Source organism: Virgifigura deserti (assembly GCA_003576685.1).
In the GTDB taxonomy this organism is placed as follows: domain Bacteria; phylum Pseudomonadota; class Alphaproteobacteria; order Dongiales; family Dongiaceae; genus Virgifigura; species Virgifigura deserti.
Genome location: QOZR01000003.1, coordinates 373,372 through 398,931 on the forward strand (window position 1 = coordinate 373,372; position 25,560 = coordinate 398,931).

The window sequence follows — 25,560 nt, forward strand, 5'->3', positions numbered from 1 at the left end:
GTCGCGGCATGCGCGCCATCCGCCTCGCCGCCGAGTCGCACCGAAGAGGTCGCGCAGCCAGTGGCGCGCGCGACCGGGCTCTATCGATCCGAGACTTCCCGGAAAAGGCATAGGAATGATCCGACTCGACCGGCGGGTCTATTCCCGCATCTCCTGGGCCGGCATCGCGCTGCTGGCGGTCGCCCTGATTGTCGTCCTGTTCCTCGGGCGTTACCGGGGCGCCTTGATCCTCGGCCTATTCCTCGTCGCCAGCATCGGCTTCGTCGCGCTCGAGGATCGCCTGCCGCGTCTCTTCGACCTGCTGTTCGTGGCGGCGGCGCTGCTCAACGCCGCCGGATGGGTCTGGAATCTGTTCGACCGCGTCCCGGGCTATGACGAGGTCGTGCACGCCTTCTCGATCTTCGCTATTACGCTGTCGTTCAGTTTCCTGGTCTTCTATTCGGTACGCCTTCAGTTCCACGGTCACGGGCCGCTCTATATTTTGGCCGTCACCAGCTTCGGCATCGCCGTCGGCGCGCTGTGGGAGGTGATAGAGTGGCTCTTCGGCGTGATCAGTTCGCTCGACAATACCATCACGGATCTTGTTATGGACAGCCTCGGCGCCGTCGTGGCCGGTTTGGCCGCGGCCTGGGCACTGGGACGGGAGCGTGCCGGGCAACTCTATGAGAGGGAGCCCCGGCCCGGCTGGCAAGCGGCTGAAGCAAGCCCCCGGGAGCGATAGCCGATGAGTTCCCCTGACGCGTCGGCGAGCGGAACGGAGCGCTTCGTGAGGCTCGCTGATCGCGCTGCTGATCATCGCGCTGGCGCTGCTCGCCTGGAAGGTTGCCGAAGTCTTCCTCCTGGTCTTCGGCAGCCTCCTGCTCGCCATCCTGCTCAATCGCCTGGCCGCGCCGGTGAGCCGCGTCACCGGCCTGTCACACCGCTGGTCCCTCGCCATCATCCTGCTTGGGCTCCGCCTCGGCGGTCTCGGCGCATGGCTTCTGGGGAGCCAGCTCGCCGGCCAGTTCGCCGATCTCTCGAACCGGCTGCCGAGCGCCTGGCAGACGCTGAAGGACAGCCTCAAGAGCGCCGGCTGGAGCCTCGGCCCGATCGTCGGCCCCATCCCGGCCGCCATTCCGGCGATCCTTCTGGGCTTCCGTCGTGCTCGTGATCGTGAAGATGCTCTACCTGCGCGATACCCTTGGCGACCGGAACCTGTAAAGGGCTTGGCCCGTCTGGTTCCGACGGCCGAGCCGAGGCGCCGGCTGTTCGAGGGGACCGTCCATCAGGCCATCGTTGAAGGGGTCGAGATCGGCGATCTCGTGCGGGCCACAGGGCAGTTCGTAACAATTGTCCCGACGCGCCTCATGCGGTCCCGATGAGGGAGCCGGCGAAGCGGCGGCGGGTTCCGTGGATCAGCCGTCGCGGCAAGCCGGCGGGAGCACCGACAGATCGGGCCAGCCATAGGCCGCCTCATGGAGCACCGCGCCCCACAGCGCTTCGTCGCGCTCGCCGGCGCGCAACCCTCCCATCGCCTCGTAGAAGAAGCGGGACGGATTGCTGGCGAGAACCCAGAGAAAGGCCGACTCGAGCCCGGCCTCGGCGAGGGCGCGGAAGCAGCCGCAGAGAAGGCGCCGGCCGATCCCCTTCTCCTGCCAGTCGGGAAGGACATACAGCGTATAGACCTCGCCGGCATAGGGCTCTGCCGCCTGCAGGACCGATCGGGGGCGGAGCAGGGTCGAGGCGGCGGGGCCGCAGCTCGCGAATCCGACGACCCCGGCGCCCGGGACGGCGGCCACCAGGATGGCTTCGCGCGATCCGCGCCGGCCGATCATCTCGCGCCAGACGGCGGTCTTGTTCTCGGTCGACATCCGCACGACCACCCGGTCGGGCAGGCTGCCGGCATAGGTCGAACGCCAGGTCTCGACATGGACGCGGGCGATGGCGCGGGCGTCAGTCTGGGAGGCCGGGCGGATCACGAGATCGCCGGTCATGGCGATGCCTCCACCGCCGGCGCGCGTTCGAGCACCGCGACAAAGAACCCGTCGGTGCCGTTCCGGGCCGGCGTCAGCGCCAGTGTCGGGCCGCCAGCCGGGCAGGCGCCGCCGATCACCTCGGCCCAGACATCGGCGATCGACCGCAGCGCGAAGTCGGGCCGTTGCGCGGTGAACCAGTCGATCTGCTCTTCATTCTCGGCCGGCAGTAGCGAGCAGGTGACATAGACCAGACGACCGCCCGGACGGACCAGCCGGCAGGCGCTCTCGATGATCCGTCGCTGCAGGGCCTGGAGCTCGGTCAGGTCCTCCGGACGCAGCCGCCATTTCGCGTCCGGATTGCGGCGCCAGGTGCCGGCGCCGCTGCAGGGCGCATCGACAAGCACCCGGTCGAAGGAGGCAGCATGGCGCTTGACCCACGGATCGCGCTCGGAGCTGAGGCCGCGACGCTCGACATTATGGGCGCCGGCGCGGCGCAGCCGGACAGCGGCGCGGTCGACACGGCCGCGCAGCACGTCGCAGGCGACCACTTGCCCCTTGTTCCGCATCGCCGCCGCGAGCGCCAGGGTCTTGCCACCGGCTCCGGCGCAGAAATCGACGACCCGCATGCCCGGCCGCGCATCGACGAGGAGCGAGGCGAGCTGCGAGCCCTCGTCCTGCACCTCGATGAGCCCCTGTTTGAAGCTGTCGAGCGTGGCGAGCGGCGGCCGTCCCTCCTCTACCCGCAGGCCGACGGGCGACAGCAGCGTCGGCACGGTGGTAACGCCGTCCTGCGCCAGCGCCGCGAGAGCCGACTCGCGCGAGGCCTTCAGCGCGTTCGCGCGCAGGTCGAGCGGCGCCTCGACCATCAGCGCCGTCATCTCGGTCTCGAGTCGCGGACCGAAGGCCTCGGCGAGCTGCGGCGTCAGCCACTCGGGAAACTCCAGCCGGACCCAGGACGGCTGATCGGGAGAATCGATGCCGTTTCCGGCGAGGGCATGGGCGAGCTGCCGCTCGGCAGAGTCGAGCGGCGCGGGCCGGAAGCGCCCGCCGTCGAAGGCGTCGCCGACGCGGTCGGCGGACCAGCCCTCCAGCAGCGTCAAGGCGGCGATCGTCCGGGCACGCTCCGGATCGGGGAATGCCGTCTCCGGCATGGCCCGCCCTATCCACCAATCGAGAGCGGCACGCCGGCGCAGCACCGCATAGACCCGGTCGATGACGGCGCGCCGGTCGCCACCGCCAATATAGCGCCGCGACCGGAAGAAGGCCGCGGCAGCACGATCGGCGGGCGCCGTGCCGCCATGAATCGCCGCCAGAAGCTCGATGGCTGCCTGAAGTCGCGCGCCGGGGGTCATGGAGGATTGGCGGCGGCGACCGCCGTCACATCTCCGGCCGGTAGTTCGGCGCCTCGCGAGTGACGGTCACGTCATGGACGTGGCTCTCGCGCAGGCCGGCGCCGGTGATGCGCTGGAACACGCAGTTCCGCTGCATCTCGGCGATCGTCCCGTTGCCGGTATAGCCCATCGCCGCCTTAAGGCCACCGACGAGCTGGTGGATCACCGTGCTGGCCGCCCCCTTATAGGGCACCCTGCCCTCCACCCCCTCCGGCACCAGCTTGAGGCTGTCGGAGACCTCCTGCTGGAAATAGCGGTCGGCGGAGCCGCGAGCCATCGCCCCCAGGGAGCCCATGCCGCGATAGGACTTGTAGGACCGCCCCTGATAGAGGAACACCTCGCCCGGGCTCTCGTCGGTGCCAGCGAGCAGTGAGCCGATCATCACGCAGTCGGCGCCCGCCGCGATCGCCTTTGCGAGATCGCCGGAGAATTTGATGCCACCATCGGAGATCACCGGCACGTCGTTCTTGCGGGCGCGGGAAACCGTTTCGAGAATCGCCGTGAGCTGCGGCACGCCGACGCCGGCGACGATCCGCGTGGTGCAGATCGAGCCCGGTCCGATGCCGACCTTGATCGCGTCGGCGCCCGCGTCGATCAGCGCCTGCGCGCCCTCGGCGGTCGCGACATTGCCGGCCACCACCTGGCAGGCGTTGCTCAGCCGCTTCACGGCGCCGACGGCGCTCAGCACGCCCTGCGAATGGCCATGCGCGGTATCGACGACGATCACGTCGACCTCTGCATCGAGCAGGGCCTCGGCCCGGCGGAGGCCATCCTCGCCGACGCCGGTAGCGGCGGCGACGCGCAGCCGCCCCTTCTCGTCTTTACAGGCGCTGGGAAAGGCCTGCGCCTTCTCGATGTCCTTGACGGTGATCAGGCCGATGCAGCGATAGGTGTCATCGACGACCAGCAGCTTCTCGATCCGGTGCTGGTGCAGCAGCCGCTTCGCCTCATCGCGGTCGACGCCCTCGCGCACCGTGATAAGCTGCTCCTTCGTCATCAACTCCTGCACCGGTTGCGCCATGTTGCTGGCGAATCGGACGTCGCGGTTCGTGAGGATCCCGACGAGCCGGCCCCCAACGCGCCCGCTATTGTCGCGCTCGACCACGGGAATGCCGGAAATCTGGTGGTCGGCCATCAAGCCGAGGGCATCGGCGAGCGTCTGATCGGGATAGATGGTGACCGGGTTGATCACCATGCCCGACTCGAACTTCTTGACCTTGCGGACCTCGTCCGACTGGCGCTGCGGGTCGAGATTTTTGTGGATGACGCCGATGCCGCCGGCCTGCGCCATGGCGATCGCCAAGCGGCTCTCCGTCACCGTGTCCATCGCCGACGACAGCAGCGGGATTCGCAGCTCGATCGCACGGGTGAGGCGGGTGCGGGTGTCGGCCTGGTTCGGCAGGACGGCGGATTCCGCGGGCCTCAGAAGAACGTCATCAAACGTCAGCGCCTCGCGAATCTCCATGCCATGCCTCCTAGCGGATGAATGGCGCGTCATCATACACATGGTCGCCTCAAAGCCAAGGGATTTGCTGCGGTTGCGAGGGGAGGCAAGCCCCCACGCCGTCCCTCCCCCGCCCGCGGGCGGGGCCCGCGATTTTTTGGTTGTCGGCGAAGCCGGCGGGCGGGAGAAGGGGCATCATGCCCGCCGCATCGAGTTCCCTCCCCCGCATCTCGCGGGGGAGGGTCAGGGTGGGGGCTCGCCCCGAAACCCTGTGGCGACCACGTAAATCTCGGCCGAGTCGCTGCGGCTGGCCGCCGGCTTCACATGGCGGACCTCGGCGAAGTCGCGCTTGAGGCTGGTCAGCAGTTCGCGCTCGGCGCCGCCGCGCAGTACTTTGGCGACATAGGCGCCGCCCGGCGTCAGGACTTCCGCCGCGAAGACGTAGGCGGCCTCGGCGAGCGCCATGATCCGCAGATGGTCGGTCTGGGAATGACCGGTCGAGGGCGCCGCCATATCGCTCAACACGACGTCGGCCGGTCCGTCGAGCATCCCTTTCAGCAAGGCCGGCGCATCCTCGGCCAGGAAGTCATGCTGCAGCAGGGTCGCACCCTCGACCGCGTCCATCGGCGAGAGGTCGATCGCCACGACGCGGCCCGCCGGGTTCTCAAGCGGCTTCACGCGCTGCACCGCCACCTGCGTCCAGCCGCCGGGGGCGGCGCCGAGATCGACGACTCGCTTGCCCGGGCCCAGAATGCGGAAACGATCATCGAGCTGGATCAGCTTGAAGGCGGCGCGCGAGCGATAGCCGAGCCGTCGCGCCTCGGCGACATAGGGGTCGTTGAGCTGCCGCTCGAGCCAGCGGGTCGAGGAGAGCCGGCGCTTGGCCGCGGTCTTCACCCGAACGGTCGCGCCGCGCCCCGACGGCGTGCCGCCCGGGGTCCTTCCCGGAGGCTTGCCTCTGCCGGAGCCGCGGCCTTTGCCGCGCCGGGTCACGGGTGGCGGAATCCGGGGGTACGACGGCGGCGTCCCCTCTCTGCGACCATCAGGCCGAGCAGGATGCCCTCGCGCACGCCGCGGTCGGCGACCCGGAGACGACCGACCGGCCAGAGCTGGCAGATCGCCTCGAGAATGGCGCAACCGGAGACGACGAGATCGGCGCGCTCGCGGCCGACGCAGGGATTCTTCGCGCGCCCGTCGAAATCCATCGCGGCGAGCGCGCGGCTCACCGAGCGGATCGCCTCGAAATCGAGGAAGCAGCCGTCGATCACCGCGCGGTCATAGCGCGGTAGCCCGATATGGACGCCGGCCAGCGTGGTGACGGTGCCGGAGGTGCCGAGCATCTGCACCGCCCCGGCCGCGACATGAGCGGCGATTCCGTTCGCCGCCTCGAAGGGCCGCAGCCGCTCCAGCACGTCCTCGACCATGCTTTCATAGGATCCGGGCGGCAGCAGCGAGCCGCCATAGCGCTCGGTGAGGGTGACGACGCCGATCGGAATCGACAGCCAGGCCAAGAGCTCCGGCGACCGGCCGGGCTTGAGATCGAGCCAGCCAAGCTCGGTGCTGCCGCCACCGATATCGAAGACCAGCGCGCGGGGGTAGCCCCCGTCGAGCAGAGGCGCACAGCCGGTGAAGGCAAGTCGCGCCTCCTCGCGGGTGGAGATGATCTCGATGTCGATGCCGGTCTCGGCCTTCACCCGCTCGACGAAGCCGTTGCAATTGCCGGCCCGCCGGCAGGCCTCGGTCGCGACGCTGCGAGCGTGGGTGACGCCGCGCCGGCGGATTTTTCCGGCGCAGATCCGCAAGGCCTCGACGGTGCGCGTCATCGCCTCTTCCGAGAGGCGGCCGCTGGTCATCAGCCCCTCGCCTAGCCGGACGATTCGCGAGAAGGCATCGATGACGCGGAAACTGTCGCCGTTCGGCCGGGCGATCAGCAGCCGGCAATTGTTGGTCCCGAGGTCGAGCGCCGCAAATGTATGATTGATCCTGCCACCGCCCCAAACCGGGCGCATGCCGACCCGATGCGTGGTGACGATAGCGCTCAACCCTCGACCTCCTATCGGGTACAGGCCCGATGTCCCAAACGCTTCCGCACCGATCCTACATGCAAAGCTCAAACAAAACAATTTTTCGACAAACCCGACTTGATACGGCGCGACGGAGACATAGGAGGATTCCTAAAGCGACCGACAAGGGTGGAAAGGGAGTTGAAAGCCGGGGCGCGGATAATTAAAGTCCGCACTCCGAACGGTTCTCGCGGCGCTGCGGCCGCCCTGCTGGGGGATCGTCTAGCGGTAGGACTACGGACTCTGACTCCGTCAACCCTGGTTCGAATCCAGGTCCCCCAGCCAACTTTCCCCTCTAAGTCCTCGATTCTTAAGGCTCCGAGAGGCGCTCAATTCCCTGGTGGGCTTTGTCGTTGGTCCGCCGGGCGGGTTCGCCATTCGAGCTTGGGGAGCCTTGCGTATGGCGCTGTCGTCCAACCTCCGCCTCAAGGGCAATCGCTTCCACTCCCGCCGAAAGTTGCGCTCCGCTTGCGCGAACGCCTCGGGCGCGCAGAATGGGTGCGTTCGCTCGAGACGCGCGATCACCGCCTCGCCACCGCTGGACGACCTCGCCTGGTCGGACGAAGTTGCGCTGGCCAAGCACGGGCTCTCGCGTAGCCGCACCCGCCAACGTGACAATCCGCAATGATTAGCGAAGAGGAGCACCTCACCGCTGAAGACGTCCAACCGGACGGCTTCCCCTGCGACAGGGAAGCCGTCCGGCGGCGCCATCTGCCCGACACTGGCTGGTCGAGCAGCCGATTACGCTAACTTGCGGCGGATCAAACCGAGGCCGGCGAGGCCTGCGCCGATCAGAGCAAGCGTGCCGGGCTCGGGCACGGCGGTAAGGCCGAGCGTCCCGGACACCAGAACCTGCTCGAAGTTCTCGTTGTCGGTGATGGTGAAGCTATCGAACGCGGAGAAGGTCAGGTCCAGATAATCGCCGAAGACAAAATCGACGACGAAGTCGATTGCGACCAGCTTTCCGTCGAAGAAGCTCAGCTCGGGAAATCCACTTCCGAACCCGCTATCCTGGTTCGCGACAAATGCCACAGATCCGAACGTCACGTTGAGATCGAACGCCGCGTCGCTGTCGATCGATACGAATTCCTCACCGAGGCCCGTGAGAAGCGCGTCATCGTAAGTCACGCTGACATTCACCGGCCCGCCGACGTTGGCGCCGAACGGATTGCCCGATTCGGCAAACGTGATCGTGCCGGTGAAGGCTTCGGTGATCGGCACGGCCTCGGCTGGCCGGAGCGTGGCCATATGCAGCGCGGCAATAACCAGCGCAGCGAGAGCACCTGATTTCGCAAATCTTGTCCACATAGTAATTTCCTCTCAATTCGGTGGGGCAATTTCCCACGGATGAATTGCAAGAGGTGTGCCATATCGCCTCCGCCACAAGAAATTAAGCAATATCAGGCAAATAACATATTTGTAATATTACAGATATCGGACATGTAAATTCTTATAACTTCAAAAGAATGGCGCATATATACAGAGGCTTTTTAATACTGAACAAATTTCAAAAATATATTGCGGACACTTGTAAAAATTCTCGACACGCGTTTGCACCAACACGTCCGGTCGAACGCGATAGCATTCAACGTTCGTTCCATTGGAGAAATCGGTAAGGGCGATCCGGACGCGCGAGCAACTGCACGACGGCGGTGCGGGTGAAGCGCGCGCCCGATTGTGTGACCGCCTGCACCCGGATCGCATGGACGGTGCCTCCCGACTGCTTGAGGAACTGTCCAGCCACAGCAGACAATCCGTCCACCGTAGCCCGCGCCGCATCGGCATCGTCACGATTTGCTACGATCTCGCTCGCGTTCGCGCGATCCAGGCCGGGCAAGGCCCGCAGCACGGCTGCGGGCGCAACGGCCGGGTCGATGCCGTCCAAACCGGAATGGACCGTCAGGAACGGTGCGACGGCTTCGTAGAGCTCAGGGCCGACGCCGAACACAGTACGTAACTCGGCGACCAGTCGGAATGGTCCGTCTTTCGGGCGGGGCAGACCGGCAGCCTCATAGTCGGCGCGCTCGGCGCCGTCCAGGTGACGCAGGCTGTCGGCATCGCGCCAGTCGGCGACGGCAGCGGCAATGCGGCGGCTCGATTCCGGACCGGCACCCGCAGCCGACATCAGACCAGCAAGCAGCGCGGGAGAGGCGACGTTCAGGTCCACCTTGCCGGCCTCGTCCTGAATCGTCACCTGCAGGCGGCTTCCGGCGAACGCGATCTCGTAGGTCGACCCGTTCGGCGTCACACGCCGCTCCTCGGGCGGCTTCAGCAGTTCTCCGACCGCCCAGTACACGCCGGCACCTGCCGCCGACCGCGCTTCGGAATTGTCCAAGAAGTTCCGCGCCAGTCGCGCCTCGCGCCCCGCACCTGCGCCGAAGCTGACGGCCAGGACGGACAGCAGCAGCACGCCCCACAACACCGCGACCAAGGCGATTCCGGCATCCGGCGGTGATGGACGGTAGGATTGCAGCCTCAATCGATGCGATCCCCGAGTGGCTGAACGGCACGCAGACGCTGGCGAAGCTGATCCGTGATCTGCAGAGCCTCGCTGTCGTTGCGGATCACCCGCGGAGTGATGAGCACCAGAAGCTCGGTGCGCTCCTTGTCGTTGGTCGTCGATTTGAACAGATTGCCGAGCAGCGGGATGTCCTTGGCGATCGGCAGGCCGCTCTCGACTGATGAGACGCTGTCGCGGATCAGACCGCCAAGCGCGATCGTCTGGCCGCTGCGAATCGAAACCGTGCTTTCGATCCTGCGTTGCCGGATGGTCGGAGAGTCGATGCCCGAGGTGGTGGTCGGAACCACGTCGCTCACCTCCTGCTGAATCTCCATCGTCACGGTGCCGCCGGAGTTCACACGCGGTAAAACCGTGAGGATCACACCGGTATCGCGGAACTCGATCTGATTCACGATCGGCGCATCGGGATCGGTGACGCCGACCGCGGACTGCGTGACGACAGGCACCTCGTCTCCCACCTGCAAGGTCGCGGTCCGGTTGTCCAGCACCATGAGCTGCGGCGACGAAATCACATTGACGTCCGTAACGCTGTCCAAGGCGTTCAGCACCACACGTGCGTTCGCCGTGGCATAGAGATAGGAGAAGCCCGGGAACTCCTGGATCGGCAGCCCCGTCTCCGAGCTGGTCAGCGCGGCGCTGCTGTCGCCCTCGCGGAAGAACCACTGCACGCCGTAGCGGAGCTCGTCGGTCAGCGTGACCTCGGCGATGGTCGCTTCGATCAAAACCTGAAGCGGCACGATATCCAGGTTTCGGATCGCCGCCTCGACCAGCCGGTAATCGCGCGGCGTCGCCAAGGTGAAGAGCGCGTTGTTGATCTCGTCGGCGGTGATGCGGATACCGGCCGTGGTCGCCGCGCTAGAGGCCGAGCCGCTGCGACGCTGCTCCGCTGAACCGCTATCTCCTCGCCCGTTGCGCATGCCGTCATCCAGTGTGCGGGCGCCGTCCTGCGCCATCTCCGGAGACGCGATGCGGACGGGATCCAACCCATCCGCTAGATCGCCGGCCTGCGACTGCATGCCACCGGAGTTCCCCGATTCGGCAGTCTGAAAGATGTCCTGCAGGACCGTGATGACCTCGTCTACGCGGACATGCTGGGCATAATAGACATAGAGTCGCCGACCATTCTCGACCAAGCCTTGGTCCAACCGCTCGACCCAGGCACGGACCTCCCGCAGGTCGTTCGGGTCACGGGCGATGGTCAGAACGACGCCCAAGCGCTCGATGGGCACGAAGCGGACCCGGCTGTATCTGGAATTGTCCTGGCCGACGCCGAAGATCGTCTCCAGTTCCTCGATGATCGTCGCGGGCTCGGCCGAGCGTATCGGGAACAAGGCGAAAGACATCCCCTCCATCCAGTCGACGTCGAACATCTCGACGGCGTCGTACACCGCGCGGCGCTGGCGGCTGGGGCCGGTCACGATCAGCAGGTTGCGGGCCTCGTCAATGCTGAGTTGCGCGTCCAGCCCCACCAGGGGCTGGACGACCTTCAGCACTTCCGCCGCCGCCGCATATTTGAGGGGGAAGATGTCGGTGCCGTATCCGGTCTCTATGCTGCTCGGCGCGGTGGCGATACCGGGGGCCGTCCGGACCGGGCCGCCCTCCGTGATCAGCAGGACCCGATAGAGGCCGTCCTCCACCGCCAAGCCCAGGCCGTTGTCCGCCAGGAGCGTCTCGAGGGTCGACAACAATGCGTCGCGAGGAACTGGAGACCTCGTCCGCAGAGTCACCGTCCCGGTTACATTGGGATCGACGGTGTAGTTGAGACCAAGCGTTTCTCCGAGAATCGTCCGTACGACCTCGTGAACGTCGGTTTCGACGAAGTTCAGCGTGATGCCGCCTTCGCCATCGGTCAGCAGCGGCCGATCGACCGAGCTCGGCTCTCCAAAGAACCGACCGGTGCCCGGGAACAGTTGCGGCTCGATCTCCGGATCCGGCACCGCTTGCACCGGGCCGTCCGCCGTCATAGGCACAATTGCACCGCTGGATCGAGCCGGGTCGGGGGCCGCCGCGGCGCCAACCGGGGCCACTCTCTCCACGGGAGAGCGCTCGGCGTCCGGCAGGTCGGTGCGGGTCGCACAGTTGGCAAGCAGCGCCGCAGCCAACACGAGTCCCAAGCACCGACGCACCGACCTACCGGCTGAATCGGAAATCAGGCAAGCGATCATGGGAAGACCTCTTCCCTGCCCTTCTCGGCCCGTTCCGACAGCATCTCGCTCTTGCCCTCCGCAGCGTTCGTCGGAACGTCGGCCGAGACATCGGCCTCCACCGCATCAAGCGTTCCAATCGGACTCTCCACGGGCGAACTCTTCACGGGAATGTCCTTGAGATAGAAGCGTTGTACATAACGGCCCGAATGGAAAATAACGTGTTCAGCATGGATCTCCGCGAGCAGCCATCCATCCACCTCGTCGCCCTCGGATAGCAGCAACATGACGCCATCGGTCTGTTCGACGAGAGCCAGCCGACGGTCGGGGCTCGCCACGACAGCGCTCAGCATCAAGGCGAGCGCCTCGACCGATTGCCCGGCATCTTCGCGTTCGATCGGGTCTTGAGGCGGGCGGCGCCCGGGCGTGAAGAGCGGCCGCTCAGTGATGACAGCGAACTCGGTCGCAGGCGCCATGGACCAGCGCCGCGGGTCTTCAATCCAAAGGCCATCATTCTGCACGGTGCCTGTCGTCGCCGCGGACGGAGCAAAGGCGGGCGACAGGATCTCATGCACGGCGCCCCCTCCGAGAACGACACAGCCGAGGGCGAGTCCCCCGGTCACCGGATTCGACAGGCCCAATCGCTTCATGGTCACATCGGCCGCCGGTAGGCCAGCAGGTTGAACGAGACGTCGAGTTGCGGGTCCGATGCGACGGATGCGGAGGTTTCGGCGCGCTGAGGCATTCCGATGTCCTGGCGCTGAATGACCAGTTCGTCGATGAACAGGAATGGGACTGCGGCCTCGAGGTCGTAGAGAATGGCCTGCAACGGTGCGAGCGTCGTGGTCAAGGTGACCCGCATGCCGATCCGCTGGAACGCGCCCTCCTCCACCGGATCGAGCACGCGTGTGCCGATCAGTCGCGCCCCATGGTGCCGGACCGCGCTGTTCAGGCTGTTCTGCAGTTCAGTCGCGGCCAGCGTCAGAGAGGTGGCCGTCAGGTAGGCCGGCGCGGTGTTCGCGTCCTCCTCCAGATCCTCCTGTGCCTTGCGCAGCGGCCCGAGCGCGGCAGCGACGCGGCGATAGTGAGCAAGCAGGTCGGCGTTTTCGGCCCAGGTCGACTCCAATCTGTCGAGGGTCGCCAGAAGCGGTCCGACCAGGACAGCATGCGCCGCCAGCAAGACAGCGAGCAGCAGGGCAGCCGCCAGAAAGCGTCGGAAATCCCGGGACAGGGCGATCATGGAACCGGCGCCTCGCGGGAAATCCGGAAAGACAAGTTGAACTCGTCCAGTCCGCTGTCGGCCCGCCTCATGGTCGGCGAGCGATAGCTCACCTGCTCGAATCCGGGATCCGCCTCGATGTCTTGAACGAGCGTCGAAGGCGCCGGGGAGACGCCGGCGATCGAGACTTCGCCCCGATCGATCGTCAGTCGGTGCAACCATGCGTCGTCAGGAACGAGCGCCGTCAAATCGCGGAGCAGTAGAGAGACGGTTGGCTGTTCCAGCCGCTTCTCGAGAACGAAGTCGCGCGTGTCGCGCAGGGCAGCGATCTGTTCCCGCAAACGCAGCGTCGCCTGTGCCGCGACACGCGCTTCGACAACCTGCTCGGTCTGGATTGACACCGCCCGCTGCTTCTTCACCAGCGGCACGGCGACCGTCGCAACCGCGAATGCCGCAACGCAGGCGGCAAGGGCACGCCGCATCCATGGCGGCCCCTCGGCCTTTGTCGGCCGGTTGCTCCTGAAAAAGTCGACGGTCCCGACGATGGTGCCCTGATCGACCGGACCCGCCGACGCCACCGTCAGTCCCAGCTGCTCGGCCGCCTTGCGGGCGCGGTCGATAACGGCCTTCGGCGCGAGCCGCCACTCGAGGATGATCTGCTTGGCCTCGGCATCGCGCGCCGTGACGGCATAGTCGAAATAGACATCGTCCTGCCGGAACGGCGTCTCCTGCTCGATCTGAAAACGCAGAACGTCCCGCAAGCTGTCTGCGGTGGCCATCGGCAGCACAAGAATCTTACGCAGCACGAAGCGTGAAGGAATACGCAGGTGGCATGCCGTACCCTTGCGGACCTGTCCGGCCGCCTTCTCCGTCGGCTTTCCGGCCTTGATAGACGTGACGACCGGCCTTTCGCCGTCGAACTCGACGAGCACGCGCACCCGACGACGATGCAGCAGATCATGCATTCGGCCGGGAATCAGCCCCGAGAGTTCCGTGAACCACCACTTCATGAATAGACGCGCGTGGCGCACCACGGGCGCGACGGTCTTGATCATCTTCGAACGAAATTCCCCCTGGTCGTCACAGCTCATCACGGCCGGTCTCAGTCCCCGGAGACCGTTTGAATCACCTGCAGTCGCCGCCTCTACTCACTGGATGCAATGGCCGAGATGTCCGGCAATCCCAGATTCGTGCCGAAGACGACCTCCTCGAAAAGCGACGCGTCGCCCGGCCGGCCGAGCCGGAGACGCACGAGCTGCGGCAGATCCACCCGGCTGGACCATTGAGAGACCCAGCCCTCGTCCCGGTTACCGAAATAAGAGAAGGCCCCCTCCTCGAGGCCGGCCAGCAGAATGCGCCGGTCGGCCTGGTCGAGCGGCGCGGCCAGTGCTTCGCCCGCGAAGGGCTGCCAACGAATGACGAGATCGCGACGCCCGAGGCTTGCATTCTCGCCTGCAGTCTCGGCGGCGATCTCGATACGGTAGAGGCCCGGCCGGGCAACATCGGCGGGCGCAGTGCTGAGCAGTCTCATCCGCGCAGCATCGCCGAGAAATGTGACAGTTCTTGCGGTCGCCTCCTGGGATAAGTTCTGGGGGATGAGCTGAGTCAAAGTACGGCGCAGGAGTGTATAGGTCGCCTGCTGCTCCTGAATCGCCAAGCGACGGTCGTCGGCACCGTCCCAGACCCGCGCGCCGAGCCGGAGTCCGCTGGTCAAACCTACGGTCAGCAGCGCCATCAAGGTCATGGCGATCAGCATCTCCAGCAGCGTGAATCCCCGCTCTCGCATCATGGCGGATCGCCGATCCGGAGAGATGAAAGGCGGACCATTCGCGTCCGATCGCCCTGGTCCCACTGGACCCGAACCTCGACCTCGAGCAGGCGCGGCAGTTGCAGTATCATGGGCGCCGCCCGGCTGCCGCTCGGCGGACCGATGTCGATTGTCCAGCGAAAACCGTCCGGCGTCTCACCCGTCCAATGGCCGGTCTGCACCGGGCGCTCTGCTCCGACCCCGGCGAGACGGCCTTCAGCGAGAATGGTCGCGGCGAGATAGCGGCGGCTGACCGCCTCGTTCCGGAGCCCGCCGGATAGCGTCTCGTAGACGGCGGCCAGGGAGAGCGCCAGGATGGCGAGCGCCACCAGCACCTCAAGCAGCGTGAAGCCCGCCTCCGCCGGCCGCGGTGGCCGGGATACCGCCGGCTCAGTCATCGATCGAGACCACACCGGTAAGCCAGTCGACCGTTACGACCGCACGCCTGTCGGCCACCATCACCGCGACCCAACCACCGCTGGAGCTTCCATCGGCATGGAAGCGGATTGCGGCCACGTCGGGCGACTGCATGAGCGCTTGGGCGGTTTCGGTCTCCAGCATGAGCTCGTTCGGCAACCCGCCGGACCGTCCGCCGCTGATCCACCAGCGCCGGGACGCGACGTCCAATGCAAAGGTCGTCGGCTCGTTGCGGTGAATTGCAAGACCACGTGCCTCGCGCAACCCACCGGCGATGGTTCGGGCCGCCGTCTCGACGGTGGCCGCTCCGCTGCGCTGGGGCAGATAGGGCAGCGCGATCGCGAGGACCAACGACAGCACCGCCATCGTCACCAGAAGCTCCAGCAGAGTGAAGCCCGAGGCCGCGCCGCAGGGATCATGATCCGACGTAGACGTCCGCATCCTCGCCCTCGCCGCCTTCGGCCTTGTCCGCACCGAGGCTGTAGACTTCGAACGGAGCGTCACGGCCTGGGTTGCGATAGCGGTAGGGCACGCCCCAAGGATCGATGATGGCGTCCTTTCTGGAAAGATAGGGGCCGTTCCATTTCTCGGCATCGGTCGCGGGCGGGGCGACGAGGACGTTCACGCCTTCCTCCGCGCTCGGATAGCGCCCCATGTCGAGAAGGAACAGATCCATCGCCGCCGTGATGTTCTGCATCTGAATGCCGGCGGACTGCGTCTTCGCTCCGCCGAGATAGCTCATGACCCGCGGCCCGGCGAAGCCTGCCAACAGAGCCAGAATCGCAAGCACCACCAGAAGCTCGATCAGCGTGAAGCCGGCGTCGCGCCGGGACGGGCGGGCTGCAGGGTGGTCGGGTGTCGCCAACATGATGGAGCGCTCCTTCTTACATGACGAGGTCGTTGACGCTGAGCACGGCCACCAGCACGGACCCGATGATGCCGACGATCAGAAGGCTGAGCGCCAGCGTGATGGTGGGCGTGAGCAAGGTGAGAAGCCGCTGTATCAGCGTCCGCATTTCGTCATCATAGAGGGCGCTTGTTTCAATCAGCATCTCGGCCAGACGGCCGCTCGCCTCGCCGACGGCGGCCAACTGGACGGCCAGCGACGGAAAGATGCCTGCGTGCTGTAACGCGACTGCAAAGGAACTGCCGTTCTTGACGGCGGTGCGCACGTCGCCGAGCCCCTTCGCCAGCGCCGTGTTGGTCAGGCTCGCTTCGACAATGGCGAGCCCGGACAGCAGCGGCACGCCATTCTGTACCAGCATGCCGAGCGTGCGCGTGACCAGCGCCACCTCGAGGCGCGTGATCACGTCGCCCAGCACGGGAGCCCGGAGCAGCAAGCGGTCGGTGCCGAGACGGAATCCGGGCTCCCGTCGCTTGCGCTGCAGCAACAGCGCCGCCAGGAGCAATGCGAGGAGCAGAGCGGGACCGTAAGCGATCATGGCATCGGACGCGGCCATGAAGATTCGGGTGATCAGCGGCAGTTCTCGCCCGGCATCCCGGAACAGCGGCTCGAAGCGCGGAAGCACTACCGTCATCAACAGGATGATCGAACCCACGGCCGTGACCATGAGGATCGCCGGATAGGCCAGCGCCGACCGCACGCTCTGCCGCAACCGTTCGCTCTCCTCCATCAGCGTGGCAATGTGCGCGAGCACCGGGGCGAGCTTGCCGCTGGCCTCGCCCGCCCGAACCATCGGGACGTAATAGCGCGGGAAGTGCGGCTCATGGACGGCCAGCGCATCGGACAGCGACTTGCCACCGCGCAAATCGACCAGCACGCGCTCCACCATCCGCTGCAGGTTTTCCGTTCTGCCGAGGCTGCCGGCAATCTCGAGCCCCTTGTCGAGCTCCAGACCGGCCTGGATCACCGTCGCCAGCTTGCGCGTGAACAGGGCGATCTGCTTTTGCGGGACCCTGCGGCCGCGGGGATTCCCGGGAGTGGCGCCGGTGCGCGAAGCGGGCCCGTCAAACGCTACGGCCGCGACGGGAAGCAGGCCAAGCGCCTGAAGCTGATCGACGGCTGCGCTCTGATCGCTAGCCTCCAGTTCGCCGGTCTGCAGCAGACCCTCGGAATCGAACGCCCGATAGCGGTACACCACCATCCGTCAGACTTCCCGCGTCACGCGCGCGACCTCCTGGATCGTCGTGACGCCGTCCAGAACCTTCTCCACGCCGTGCTGGTACATCGAGCGCATGCCGCCCTGCACCGCCGCGGCATGGAGCGCCTGGCTGGCGGCCCGCTCGACGATGATCCGTCGAAGAGGATCGGTGATCTCCAGAAGCTCCACGATTCCCGTGCGGCCGCTATAGCCCGTGTGATTGCATTGCGCGCATCCGGCCGCCTCGTAGAGCGTGAGATCCGGCCGCCGCAATGCCATCGGCACGCCGACCTCGTCGAGCGTGGTCGGCGACGGTGCATAAGGTTTCCGGCAATCCCGGCACAACCGGCGAACGAGACGTTGGGCCATCACGCCGGTAAGTGCCGACGTCAGGAGGTAGTCCTCGATTCCCATATCGAGCAAGCGGCTGATCGCGCCCGCGGCCGTATTGGTGTGCAGCGTGGACAGCACGAGATGACCGGTCAGGGCCGCATGCACAGCGATCTCGGCCGTCTCACGGTCGCGAATCTCGCCGATCATGATGACGTCCGGATCCTGGCGCAGGATCGAGCGAAGAATGTTGGCGAATGTCAGATCAATCTGCGACTTGACCTGAACCTGGTTGATGTTGTCGAGCTGATATTCGATCGGGTCCTCGACGGTGATGACATTCCGCTCCGTCGAGTTCATCCGCAGCAATGACGCATAAAGCGTCGTCGTCTTGCCGCTGCCGGTCGGACCGGTCACCAGAATGATACCGTTCGGCAAGGCCAGCCAGCTTTCGAGATTGGCCAGCGTTCCCTCGTCGAAGCCGAGGCCGATCAAGCCGACGGGCATGCTCTCCCGGTCGAGGATGCGGATAACCACGCGCTCGCCATGCATGGTCGGCAGCACGGAGATACGCAGGTCGATCTGTATGCCGCGCACGACGAGGCGAATGCGGCCGTCCTGCGGCAAGCGCCGTTCCGCGATGTTGAGCTTCGCCATGATCTTGATACGCGACACGACGGCGGCGCTGAGACGCGGCGGCGGCGATTCCACGTCGTGCAACACGCCGTCGATCCGATAGCGGACCCGCAACCGGGCGCCGGAGGGTTCGATATGGATGTCGGATGCCTTCGCCTCGACCGCCTTGGCGATCAGGAGACTGACCAGACGCACCACGGGCGCGCCGCTGGCAAGATCCTTGAGTTGCTCGGTGTCTTCCTCGTCGAGAGCGAGGCTATCCCCGCCCTCGCCGACGATCTCGGCGATCTCGGTCTTGCCGCTGCCATAGAGGCGCTGGAACGCCTCCTCCATTTCCGTCGGAACCGCGACGACCGGCTGCACCGGCTTGCCGACGGCCAGGCGGATCGCCTGCAGCGTGAAATCGTCGAGCGGGTCGATCATGGCGAGCGACAGTGCGTCCGGCGCATCCGCAAGCGGCAGAACACCGGACTTGCGCAGGAACTTGGTACTGATGCCGTCGTTCAACAGCGGCTGATCGGCATAATCGGCGGGACGGGCAAGAGGCAGCCCGAGGACGGTCGACAAGGCCTGCGCCATATCCCGCTCGGACACGATGCCGAGCCGGGTCAACAGCACATGAAGACCGGCACCCGCCGCGTTCCGGCCGTCAGGCGAACTGTCGCGTATCGATCGCACTCGAGCGAGACCCTGAGAATCGATCAGCCCGGCGGCGAGCAGATGCTCGCACAACCGATCGCCGGCCTTAGGAGCTTCGACGGTGCCGTCGCTCTGGTTGTGTTGCGCCATCGGCGATCTTGACCTGTGCCTGACCGGAAAACAGGAGCGGGCGGCCATATGGCCGCCCGCCCTCGCTGACATTCAGCGATCAGTTCGTAACATTGCCTTCATAGACGCGGACATTGCGCCAGTAGGCTTCCGCCTGCGGGTTCGGCCGATCATCATCGTTCACGAAGAAGATGTTGTGGGTCGCCCCGGTGTAGAACTGGCCGACGGGGATGCGATAGGTCTTCCATTCCCCGCTGCCGTCATAGTCCCTATAGGTGTCGTTGCCGTACGCCTCGACGCCGTAGACGGCAAAGATCCGGCTCGGATCGGCGACGTTGTTGTCGTCGAGACCGATACCTTGCACCTCGCCCTGCTTGTCGCCGGTGCTCCTGAACTCGAACTCGAGCACCGTGGACGGCGTGATGTAGTACGGCAGGTCGGCTCGCTTCCAGGCGTTCCCGCTGATCTTGAAGGTCGAGCCGCCATCCAGGACTTCATGCGTGCCGAAATCCTGGTCCGTGCCGCCATGGGTCTTGATGTCGCAGCGGTCGAACTGGATCGGCTGGGTATCGGCAGCCTGCCCCGCCTTATAGATCCTGATGTTGCGGAACTTGGACTCCATCTGCGTGACGGGCGCCCCATCCCGATCGTGAACGAAGAACAGCTTGTCGAAGCTGCCGGTATAGTATTGGCCGACGGGGATTTCGTAGGACTGCCACGCTCCGCTGCCGTCATAGTTGTCGAAGTCCCGGACACCCCAGGCCTGAGTGCCGTGAATCTTGAACGAGCGGCCCGCCGTCATGAAGTCCTGGTGATCGAAGCCGATCCCGTGGACCTCACCCTCGATCGCGCTGCTGAACTCGAACGACAGCGTGGTTTCCGGTGTGATCTCGAAGCTTCCCTCGAGCCGCTTCCAGCCATTGCCGACGATCGAAAGACCAGTCCCATTCTCGATGCTGTCATAGACGCTGTCGCGGTCCTCACGCTGGTTGTAGGTGTCCAGGCAGGCCGAGGCAAAATTCAGCGGATCGATGGGTGCCGGAAGTTCGTCCGGCGGCAGTACGATGTTCGGCTCGCCGATATTGTCCGAGCCCTCGAACTTGATCGGGTTCTCGAAGCTGATGAACGCCCAGTTGAAGGTGGTGTCCATCGGAGCCGCCGTTTTCGGATCGAGTGCCTGGATCACGAAGTTGCCGGCATCGTCGGCCTCATAGCTGAGGGCCGCGACCTTCGTCACGTCGCCGGCGCTGAGAACCAGCATGCCGGTCTCCGCGGTCTCGCTCGGAACCGTCAGCAGGTACCGGCCGGCCCCTTGCCGGGCCAGCTCGAATTCGCCGAAGGCGCGCTCCGATGTCTCGGCGGCACCGTCATAGGCGCCGGCGATCAGGTTTTCCAGGTTGTGGCGAAGATAGAGGAAGCTGTACTCGCCATCGAGGCCCTGACCATTGGCGTTGTCGACGACCTTGACGTCCCAGCCAGCCCCCGCCTCGCGCGGTGTGCTGGCGACCAGCCGGTTCGCGTTGGCTCCACCGACAACGAACAGCATGCCCTCGGCTTCGGAGTTGACACCGAGGTCGAGGATGCTGCGGCCACGCTCGCCGAGCGGCAGCGGCCTGACCATGTTTGAGGTCACCGAATTGCCGTGGATCAGCCGGCCCGCACTGTTGACGTGGCCCACCGTCCAGCCATCGACGAACGAGAACCAAGCCGCGCTCGTGTTGGTGTTGACCTCCTGGCCGTCGCCGACCTGCGTTGTCGAGATGGACAGGACGCCGTCACTGAAGCTATTCCAGCCCACCTCCACGCTGGCGGGAACGTCATCCCGGTTGTTCTGCGTCACAGTGGCGAGCATCACGCCGTCGCCGGCGATCGCGGCCGTGCCGCGGACAGGACTGGTCTGCGGATCCACCTGCGGGACATTGCCGAGGAACAGCTCGTGGTCGCTCCGGTTGGTTTCAGCAACCGAAATGCCCGGGAAGGACTGATTCAGCACCGTGATGGGCGCGACACCGTTGGTGTCGATCGTCGACGCCGCGTTCACGAGATTGCCGGCGATGACGCGGTGGAAGGCCGACCGGTGCAGCTGCGTCACTTCACCATAGGTGAGCTGCCGATCGAAGATGGCGAGTTCGCCTACCTCGCCATGCAGTCCCTCACCGATGACCGGCGTGCTCCGCCCGAGAGTCAGAGACGTCTCCGACGCGTCATCCTCGGCTGCCAACATGCCGTCGACATAGAAGCGTACCGTGTCGCCATCGGAAGTGACGGCGAGATGATACCAGTTGTGCGGGATCACTTCGCCGATGTCCTGCACCATGGCACGCGTGTTGCCGCGGGTGCCGAACTCCGCCGCCCAGCGCTGCCCCGCGGCACCGTCGGCCGCCGGCTGCAAGCGGATGCTCAGCCCCAGGCCGTTGTTGCCCGACCGCAGCGAAAGCACGGTCTGCCCTTCGACATCACTGACCGACCGGACCCATGTCGCGACCGACCATTGCCGCATTGGCCGAAGCCCACCACGCGTCGTCACTTGGCTGTCGCCGTCGAACATGTACGGCTTGACCTCGGTGTCTTCAGCACTACGCGATACATCGGCGGCGCCTTCGAACTCGGCGTCGAGGCCACCACCCAGAACGCCGTCGTTCGAGATATCGGCGCCGCTGGTTGCTGCGAGCTGATAATAGACCTTCGGCTCGGCCGCCAGCGTCTGAGCCACATGGTCGTTCATGACCTTGCGGTCGGTGAAGGCGAGCGTGAACTCGTTGTCGATCGTACGATCATACTGGTCCAACGCCGGCGTGTAGGTCCGCACGCGAACCGTCTCGCCGTCCGGATGGAACTCAAGCAGGCGCAGCCAAGCCTCCCCGCCTTGTGCGCGGACTTGGTAGTTCATCAACGCCTGATGAATGACCTGGCCTTCCTCGCCGATGCTGGTCAGCAGGCCGGTGCCGTCGTTCAGCACGTGGCCGTTCATGATGAGCTTGATGTTGCTGTGCTTCTTCAGCAGCTCGTCCCAGATCTCCTGACCGTCGTTCGGCTTCTCCGGCAGGTTGCCGACGCCGTAGCCGTGCGGGTTCCAGGACTGCCCGCCGAGCATGTGGTTATAGCGGGCGCCGCTGTTGAACATATTGGCGTGAGTGGTGAGGATCACGCTGTGATCCGGGTGCTGCTCGATGATCTCGCTCGCCTGCTCCAGGACGACATCACGCGGCCCCCATTCCAGCGTGACGATCAGCCACTTCTTGCCACCGGCCTCGAAGGTGTGCCAGCTGTTGGACGTCGTCCCGGGATCGCCGAGGAATCCGCCGACCGAAGGCTGCTGGGCGTAAGGCGAGTTGAGGCCGAAGAACCTGTCCTGATCGTGCAGCGTTTCCCGGGTCGCACCATTTCCGTTCGGCCCGGCATCGTGATTCCCGATCGTCATCGAGAAGGGAATGCCGGCATCGCTCAGTACGCCATGAGCCGCGCGCGCGATCGGCCACTCGTCTTCGCGATTGTGCTGAGTGATATCGCCGAGATGCAGCACATATTTGATGTTGTGCTTCTCGACATTCGCCGCGATCCAATCCGTCTGCATTCGATAGTACTGGTTCAGGTGCGGCTGATTGACATCGGCATAGTTCTGGGTATCGGGCAGCACCACCAAGGTGAATGCGCCCTCGGCCGGCGGCTCGGAAGCGGCGAAGGCCGTCTGCGCGGCCGTCATCGCTGCGATCACGGCGACCGATGCCCCCACGCGTAAGGATAACTTTCTCACTTTCTCTTCCCTCCTTTAGAACAAGTAGCGAGGGTTTGTTTATAGTCTGCTTAGTTATTTCCTGTAATTAATCAATATAGAACTTATTAAGACTTATTTATTTCAGTTTATTTCAATGGACTCTTGCGGCGCGCGCATATTAGCCCGACGCGGCAGCCGCAACCCGGTCGCGTCGAACCTGTCCTCGGTATAGCGGCCTTTCCTACAGATATCGGCTTCGTAGACGGGCGGAAATCTGATCCAGGACGAACACCGTCAGGAAAATGACGACCAGGATTGTGCCGACATGCCCATAATTGAAGATGTCATAGCGCCCCTTCAGCTCCTGACCGATGCCGCCGGCGCCGACCAGTCCCACGACCGTCGCCATGCGCACATTACGGTCCAGGATATAGAGCGTGTAGGCGATGTATTGCGGCAGCACCTGGGGCAGCACGGCAAGCCAGAGAACCTTCACCTTGTTGCCCCCGATGGCCCGGAGTGCCTCTTGCGGCTTGTCGTCCGCGTTCTCGATGTCCTCACCGTAGAACTTGCCGAGGAAGCCCGCAGCGTGAATGCCGAGGGCAAGGATGCCGGCGATCGGCCCGAAGCCGTAGGCAAGCACGAGGAACAAGGCGCTGACCAGTTCCGGCACCGCACGGAACAGGCTCACGGCGCTGCGGGACGCAACATATGTCAGCCGATTCCGCGTGTAGTTCCTGGCGCCATAGAAGGCCAGCGGAATGCTGAGTGCAACCGCGAGAATGGTCCCCCAAAGGGCGATCTCCAGGGTTTCCAGCATCTTCACGAGGACATGTCGGAGATATCCGACCGGCTCGACGAGGTATTCCCTCGTCTCGACGGACTCCTCCATGGCGAGCGTCGTCGGATTGAGAGTCCGTTCCCGGTGCTCGACCGTTTCGATATAGGAGAGCCACGGTAGATCGGTTGGGTCGAAATTTTCGATCCGAGCGGTTTCCGTACGCTCGGATATCTGCAGCGGAAAGAGCGAGCTTCCGATCTTCGCGAGACCCGAGCCGACCTGCGAATGCTCCCGGAGCCCGACCGTCGCGAGGACGCCTTCGGCGGTCAACGCCACCATGCGGTCGATTTCGACTCTCTTTCCGGTGTACCACAGCAACAGCGCGGCGAGCATGACGACAAGCACCGTGCGGGCGCCGTAAGGCGGGTCGAGGCGCCATGCCGATGCCGGGCGCGCCGTCTGCTGCATGGTTTGAATATCGGCCATCGTGAGTCCCTACGCCCTGGCGACGATCTTGGGGCGGTCCCTTTGGATCAGGAGATCGCCCGCGATGATTTCCCCATAGATCGAGTCCGTCGCCGCCTCGTCGAGGTCGGCCGGTTCGCCGTCGAAGGCCACCTCGCCTCCCCGCAACGCCACGATCCGGTCGGCGAACTCGCGGGCAAGATCCATCTGATGCAGACTGCAAAGCACCGTTGTGCCGCGGTCACGCGACTCGCGCTTCAACAGTGAAAGAATATCGCGGCTGATCTTCGGATCGAGGCTTGCGACCGGCTCGTCGGCCAGAACAATGGCCGGATCGAGCATGAAGGCGCGGGCGATTCCGACCCGCTGCTGCTGCCCGCCGGAGAGACCGCTGACACGCCGCCGCAAATGCTCCTCGCCGAGCCCGACGGCGGCGACAAGCTCGCATGTCCTGCGCCGATACCGTTCCGGGAACAGGTGCGTAACGGCGCGCCAGGTGGAAATCGCCGGCAGCGCGCCGGAAAGAATATTCGTCGCCACGGACGAACGCAGGACCAGGTTGAACTGCTGATGAATCATGCCGATGCGCGGTCGGATACGCGGAAGCGTCTTCTCCTCGACCGGAATGCCGTCGACGACGATGCTTCCGCCTGTCGGCGCCACGAGTCCGTTCACCATGCGAAGCAGTGTGGACTTGCCAGCACCCGACGGACCGAGAATGACGCAGAACTCACCCTGAGGAACCTGCATGGACACGCTCCTCAGGGCCACCGTTCCGTCCGGGTACCGCTTTTCCACGCTGTCGAACGCCAGCATCCTCGGGTCCCGGACACCATTCATCGCTCAGACGCCTTCTTGAGGATCTCGCCCTTGAGCTCGTTGCTGATCATGGCGAGCTTTGCGGCCGCGACGCTGAACTCGTCGTCGGAAAAATTGGCGTCATAGGCGTCGACCATCTTTCCGCCGTAACCACGGATCATTTCCGGGGTGATGCCGGGTGCCTCGTGAACCGAATTGAAGGCCGCCTTAAGCTTGGCTTTCAGCTCCTCTGGCAGCTTGGTGTTCATCGCCAGGGGCGGATTGGGAATGGGAATGCTCTTGACCAGGACCTTGATCTGTTCCGGATCGACGGCCCCTTCGCGCACGGCCTTTTCATAGGAGTCGAATGAGAGGCATGCGACATCGACCAGCCCCTGGGCCAAGGCAGCAATGCTGTTGGCGTGGCTTCCGGTCATCCGGATTTCAGCAAGATCCTTGATCGGGTCCAGCCCGGAATCGAGGATCATGGCCATCTGGAACGTGAAGCTGGAGGTCGAGTTGATATCGCCGAAAGCGACCCGTCGACCCTTGAGGTCCTTGACCGCCGTAATGGGCGCATCGGCCTTCGCGAACATGCCCGCGTAATAGACGGACTCTCCTTTCTGGACGGCGACCGCCAGGAGCTGGGCACAGCCACGTTCGTTCGCCTGGATGTACGAGACAGGCCCGAAGAACGCGATATCGGCCAACTGATTGCACATCGCCTCGACGACGGCGCCGTAGCTCTGACCGACCTTGATGTCGAAGTTGAGTCCGGTCATGCGCGAGATCGCATTGAAGACCGGCTCGTAGTCCGCCCTTGTCCCCGATTCGGTCCCACCATCGGCGGGGATGAGCATCACGCGCAATGGACGGTCCTTCGTACCATCCTGCGCAAATGCAGGCGTCGCCAGCATCAGCGCGACGACGAGAAGCAGCAGCCTTTTCATTTTCACATGTCCTTTCCAGCAGCGGCAGATCCAACCGGCAACGGCACCGCTCTC

At 65.0% G+C, this 25,560-nt stretch carries 23 protein-coding genes and 1 tRNA gene; 3 read left to right on the forward strand and 21 right to left on the reverse strand.

Annotation, left to right across the window (positions count from 1 at the left end; translation table 11 throughout):
• Positions 1–115: 115 nt before the first annotated feature.
• Together DT069_RS07380 and DT069_RS07385 are read left to right on the forward strand one after the other, a co-directional pair.
• The gene (locus tag DT069_RS07380) at positions 116–721 is read left to right on the forward strand and encodes a DUF2238 domain-containing protein (RefSeq protein WP_119459628.1); all 606 of its coding nucleotides are present in this window, start codon (positions 116–118) and stop codon (positions 719–721) included.
• 172 nt (positions 722–893) lie between these two features.
• Entirely contained in the window at positions 894–1,361 is a 468-nt protein-coding gene (locus DT069_RS07385; RefSeq protein ID WP_119459629.1) for a hypothetical protein, read from the forward strand.
• A gap of 33 nt (positions 1,362–1,394) precedes the next feature.
• Here the strand turns inward: DT069_RS07385 and DT069_RS07390 are convergent, their stop codons facing one another.
• The 5 genes from DT069_RS07390 to DT069_RS07410 all read right to left on the reverse strand — a co-directional run bounded on the left by DT069_RS07390 (position 1,395) and on the right by DT069_RS07410 (position 6,832).
• Positions 1,395–1,973, reverse strand: a complete 579-nt coding sequence (locus tag DT069_RS07390) for a GNAT family N-acetyltransferase (RefSeq protein ID WP_119459630.1) — start codon at positions 1,971–1,973, stop codon at positions 1,395–1,397.
• Positions 1,970–3,307: an RsmB/NOP family class I SAM-dependent RNA methyltransferase gene (locus DT069_RS07395; protein WP_119459631.1), complete on the reverse strand. Its 1,338-nt coding sequence runs from the start codon at positions 3,305–3,307 to the stop codon at positions 1,970–1,972. The genes DT069_RS07390 and DT069_RS07395 overlap by 4 nt, the downstream gene beginning before the upstream one ends.
• 25 nt (positions 3,308–3,332) lie before the next feature.
• On the reverse strand, positions 3,333–4,811 hold the full coding sequence (guaB, locus tag DT069_RS07400; protein WP_119459632.1) for an IMP dehydrogenase: 1,479 nt from the start codon (positions 4,809–4,811) through the stop codon (positions 3,333–3,335).
• A 222-nt stretch (positions 4,812–5,033) separates the two neighbouring features.
• The gene (locus DT069_RS07405) at positions 5,034–5,783 is read right to left on the reverse strand and encodes an RlmE family RNA methyltransferase (protein ID WP_119459633.1); all 750 of its coding nucleotides are present in this window, start codon (positions 5,781–5,783) and stop codon (positions 5,034–5,036) included.
• Positions 5,780–6,832, reverse strand: a complete 1,053-nt coding sequence (locus tag DT069_RS07410; protein WP_425450078.1) for a Ppx/GppA phosphatase family protein — start codon at positions 6,830–6,832, stop codon at positions 5,780–5,782. Before DT069_RS07410 ends, DT069_RS07405 begins: the two co-directional genes overlap by 4 nt.
• A 232-nt stretch (positions 6,833–7,064) precedes the next feature.
• Between DT069_RS07410 and DT069_RS07415 the strand changes: the two genes are divergently transcribed.
• A tRNA-Gln gene (locus tag DT069_RS07415) sits at positions 7,065–7,138 on the forward strand.
• A 456-nt stretch (positions 7,139–7,594) separates the two neighbouring features.
• On the opposite strand, the gene DT069_RS07420 is transcribed toward DT069_RS07415, so the two are convergent.
• From DT069_RS07420 to DT069_RS07495, 16 genes are all read right to left on the reverse strand, one after another.
• Complete coding sequence (locus tag DT069_RS07420) at positions 7,595–8,161, reverse strand: PEP-CTERM sorting domain-containing protein (RefSeq protein WP_119459634.1); 567 nt, start codon at positions 8,159–8,161, stop codon at positions 7,595–7,597.
• A gap of 277 nt (positions 8,162–8,438) precedes the next feature.
• A complete protein-coding gene (locus DT069_RS07425) occupies positions 8,439–9,332 on the reverse strand; it encodes a type II secretion system minor pseudopilin (RefSeq protein WP_162913035.1) in 894 nt (297 codons plus the stop codon).
• Positions 9,329–11,338, reverse strand: a complete 2,010-nt coding sequence (gspD, locus tag DT069_RS07430) for a type II secretion system secretin GspD (RefSeq protein WP_425450079.1) — start codon at positions 11,336–11,338, stop codon at positions 9,329–9,331. Before gspD ends, DT069_RS07425 begins: the two co-directional genes overlap by 4 nt.
• A gap of 197 nt (positions 11,339–11,535) precedes the next feature.
• Entirely contained in the window at positions 11,536–12,168 is a 633-nt protein-coding gene (locus tag DT069_RS07435) for a hypothetical protein (protein WP_119459636.1), read from the reverse strand.
• A 2-nt stretch (positions 12,169–12,170) separates the two neighbouring features.
• On the reverse strand, positions 12,171–12,758 hold the full coding sequence (gene gspM / locus DT069_RS07440) for a type II secretion system protein GspM (protein ID WP_119459637.1): 588 nt from the start codon (positions 12,756–12,758) through the stop codon (positions 12,171–12,173).
• Positions 12,755–13,792, reverse strand: coding sequence for a PilN domain-containing protein (locus DT069_RS07445; RefSeq protein WP_162913037.1), 1,038 nt, complete (start codon positions 13,790–13,792; stop codon positions 12,755–12,757). Before DT069_RS07445 ends, gspM begins: the two co-directional genes overlap by 4 nt.
• A gap of 89 nt (positions 13,793–13,881) precedes the next feature.
• A complete protein-coding gene (locus DT069_RS07450) occupies positions 13,882–14,526 on the reverse strand; it encodes a prepilin-type N-terminal cleavage/methylation domain-containing protein (RefSeq protein ID WP_119459639.1) in 645 nt (214 codons plus the stop codon).
• Positions 14,523–14,942 carry a prepilin-type N-terminal cleavage/methylation domain-containing protein gene (locus DT069_RS07455; protein ID WP_119459640.1) on the reverse strand — a complete coding sequence of 140 codons (420 nt, stop codon included), beginning with the start codon at positions 14,940–14,942 and terminating at the stop codon, positions 14,523–14,525. Before DT069_RS07455 ends, DT069_RS07450 begins: the two co-directional genes overlap by 4 nt.
• On the reverse strand, positions 14,935–15,402 hold the full coding sequence (locus DT069_RS07460; protein ID WP_119459641.1) for a GspH/FimT family pseudopilin: 468 nt from the start codon (positions 15,400–15,402) through the stop codon (positions 14,935–14,937). The genes DT069_RS07455 and DT069_RS07460 overlap by 8 nt, the downstream gene beginning before the upstream one ends.
• The gene (gspG, locus tag DT069_RS07465; protein ID WP_119459642.1) at positions 15,377–15,829 is read right to left on the reverse strand and encodes a type II secretion system major pseudopilin GspG; all 453 of its coding nucleotides are present in this window, start codon (positions 15,827–15,829) and stop codon (positions 15,377–15,379) included. The genes DT069_RS07460 and gspG overlap by 26 nt, the downstream gene beginning before the upstream one ends.
• 16 nt (positions 15,830–15,845) lie before the next feature.
• Entirely contained in the window at positions 15,846–17,066 is a 1,221-nt protein-coding gene (locus DT069_RS07470) for a type II secretion system F family protein (RefSeq protein ID WP_119459643.1), read from the reverse strand.
• Positions 17,067–17,069: 3 nt separating this feature from the next.
• The gene (gspE, locus tag DT069_RS07475; protein WP_162913038.1) at positions 17,070–18,818 is read right to left on the reverse strand and encodes a type II secretion system ATPase GspE; all 1,749 of its coding nucleotides are present in this window, start codon (positions 18,816–18,818) and stop codon (positions 17,070–17,072) included.
• Between the two features lie 79 nt (positions 18,819–18,897).
• On the reverse strand, positions 18,898–22,551 hold the full coding sequence (locus DT069_RS07480; protein WP_162913039.1) for a laminin G domain-containing metallophosphoesterase family protein: 3,654 nt from the start codon (positions 22,549–22,551) through the stop codon (positions 18,898–18,900).
• 202 nt (positions 22,552–22,753) lie between these two features.
• Entirely contained in the window at positions 22,754–23,779 is a 1,026-nt protein-coding gene (gene phnE, locus DT069_RS07485; protein ID WP_425450080.1) for a phosphonate ABC transporter, permease protein PhnE, read from the reverse strand.
• Between the two features lie 9 nt (positions 23,780–23,788).
• Positions 23,789–24,598, reverse strand: a complete 810-nt coding sequence (locus tag DT069_RS07490) for a phosphonate ABC transporter ATP-binding protein (RefSeq protein WP_425450081.1) — start codon at positions 24,596–24,598, stop codon at positions 23,789–23,791.
• On the reverse strand, positions 24,595–25,506 hold the full coding sequence (locus DT069_RS07495) for a phosphate/phosphite/phosphonate ABC transporter substrate-binding protein (RefSeq protein ID WP_119459647.1): 912 nt from the start codon (positions 25,504–25,506) through the stop codon (positions 24,595–24,597). The genes DT069_RS07490 and DT069_RS07495 overlap by 4 nt, the downstream gene beginning before the upstream one ends.
• Positions 25,507–25,560: the final 54 nt, after the last annotated feature.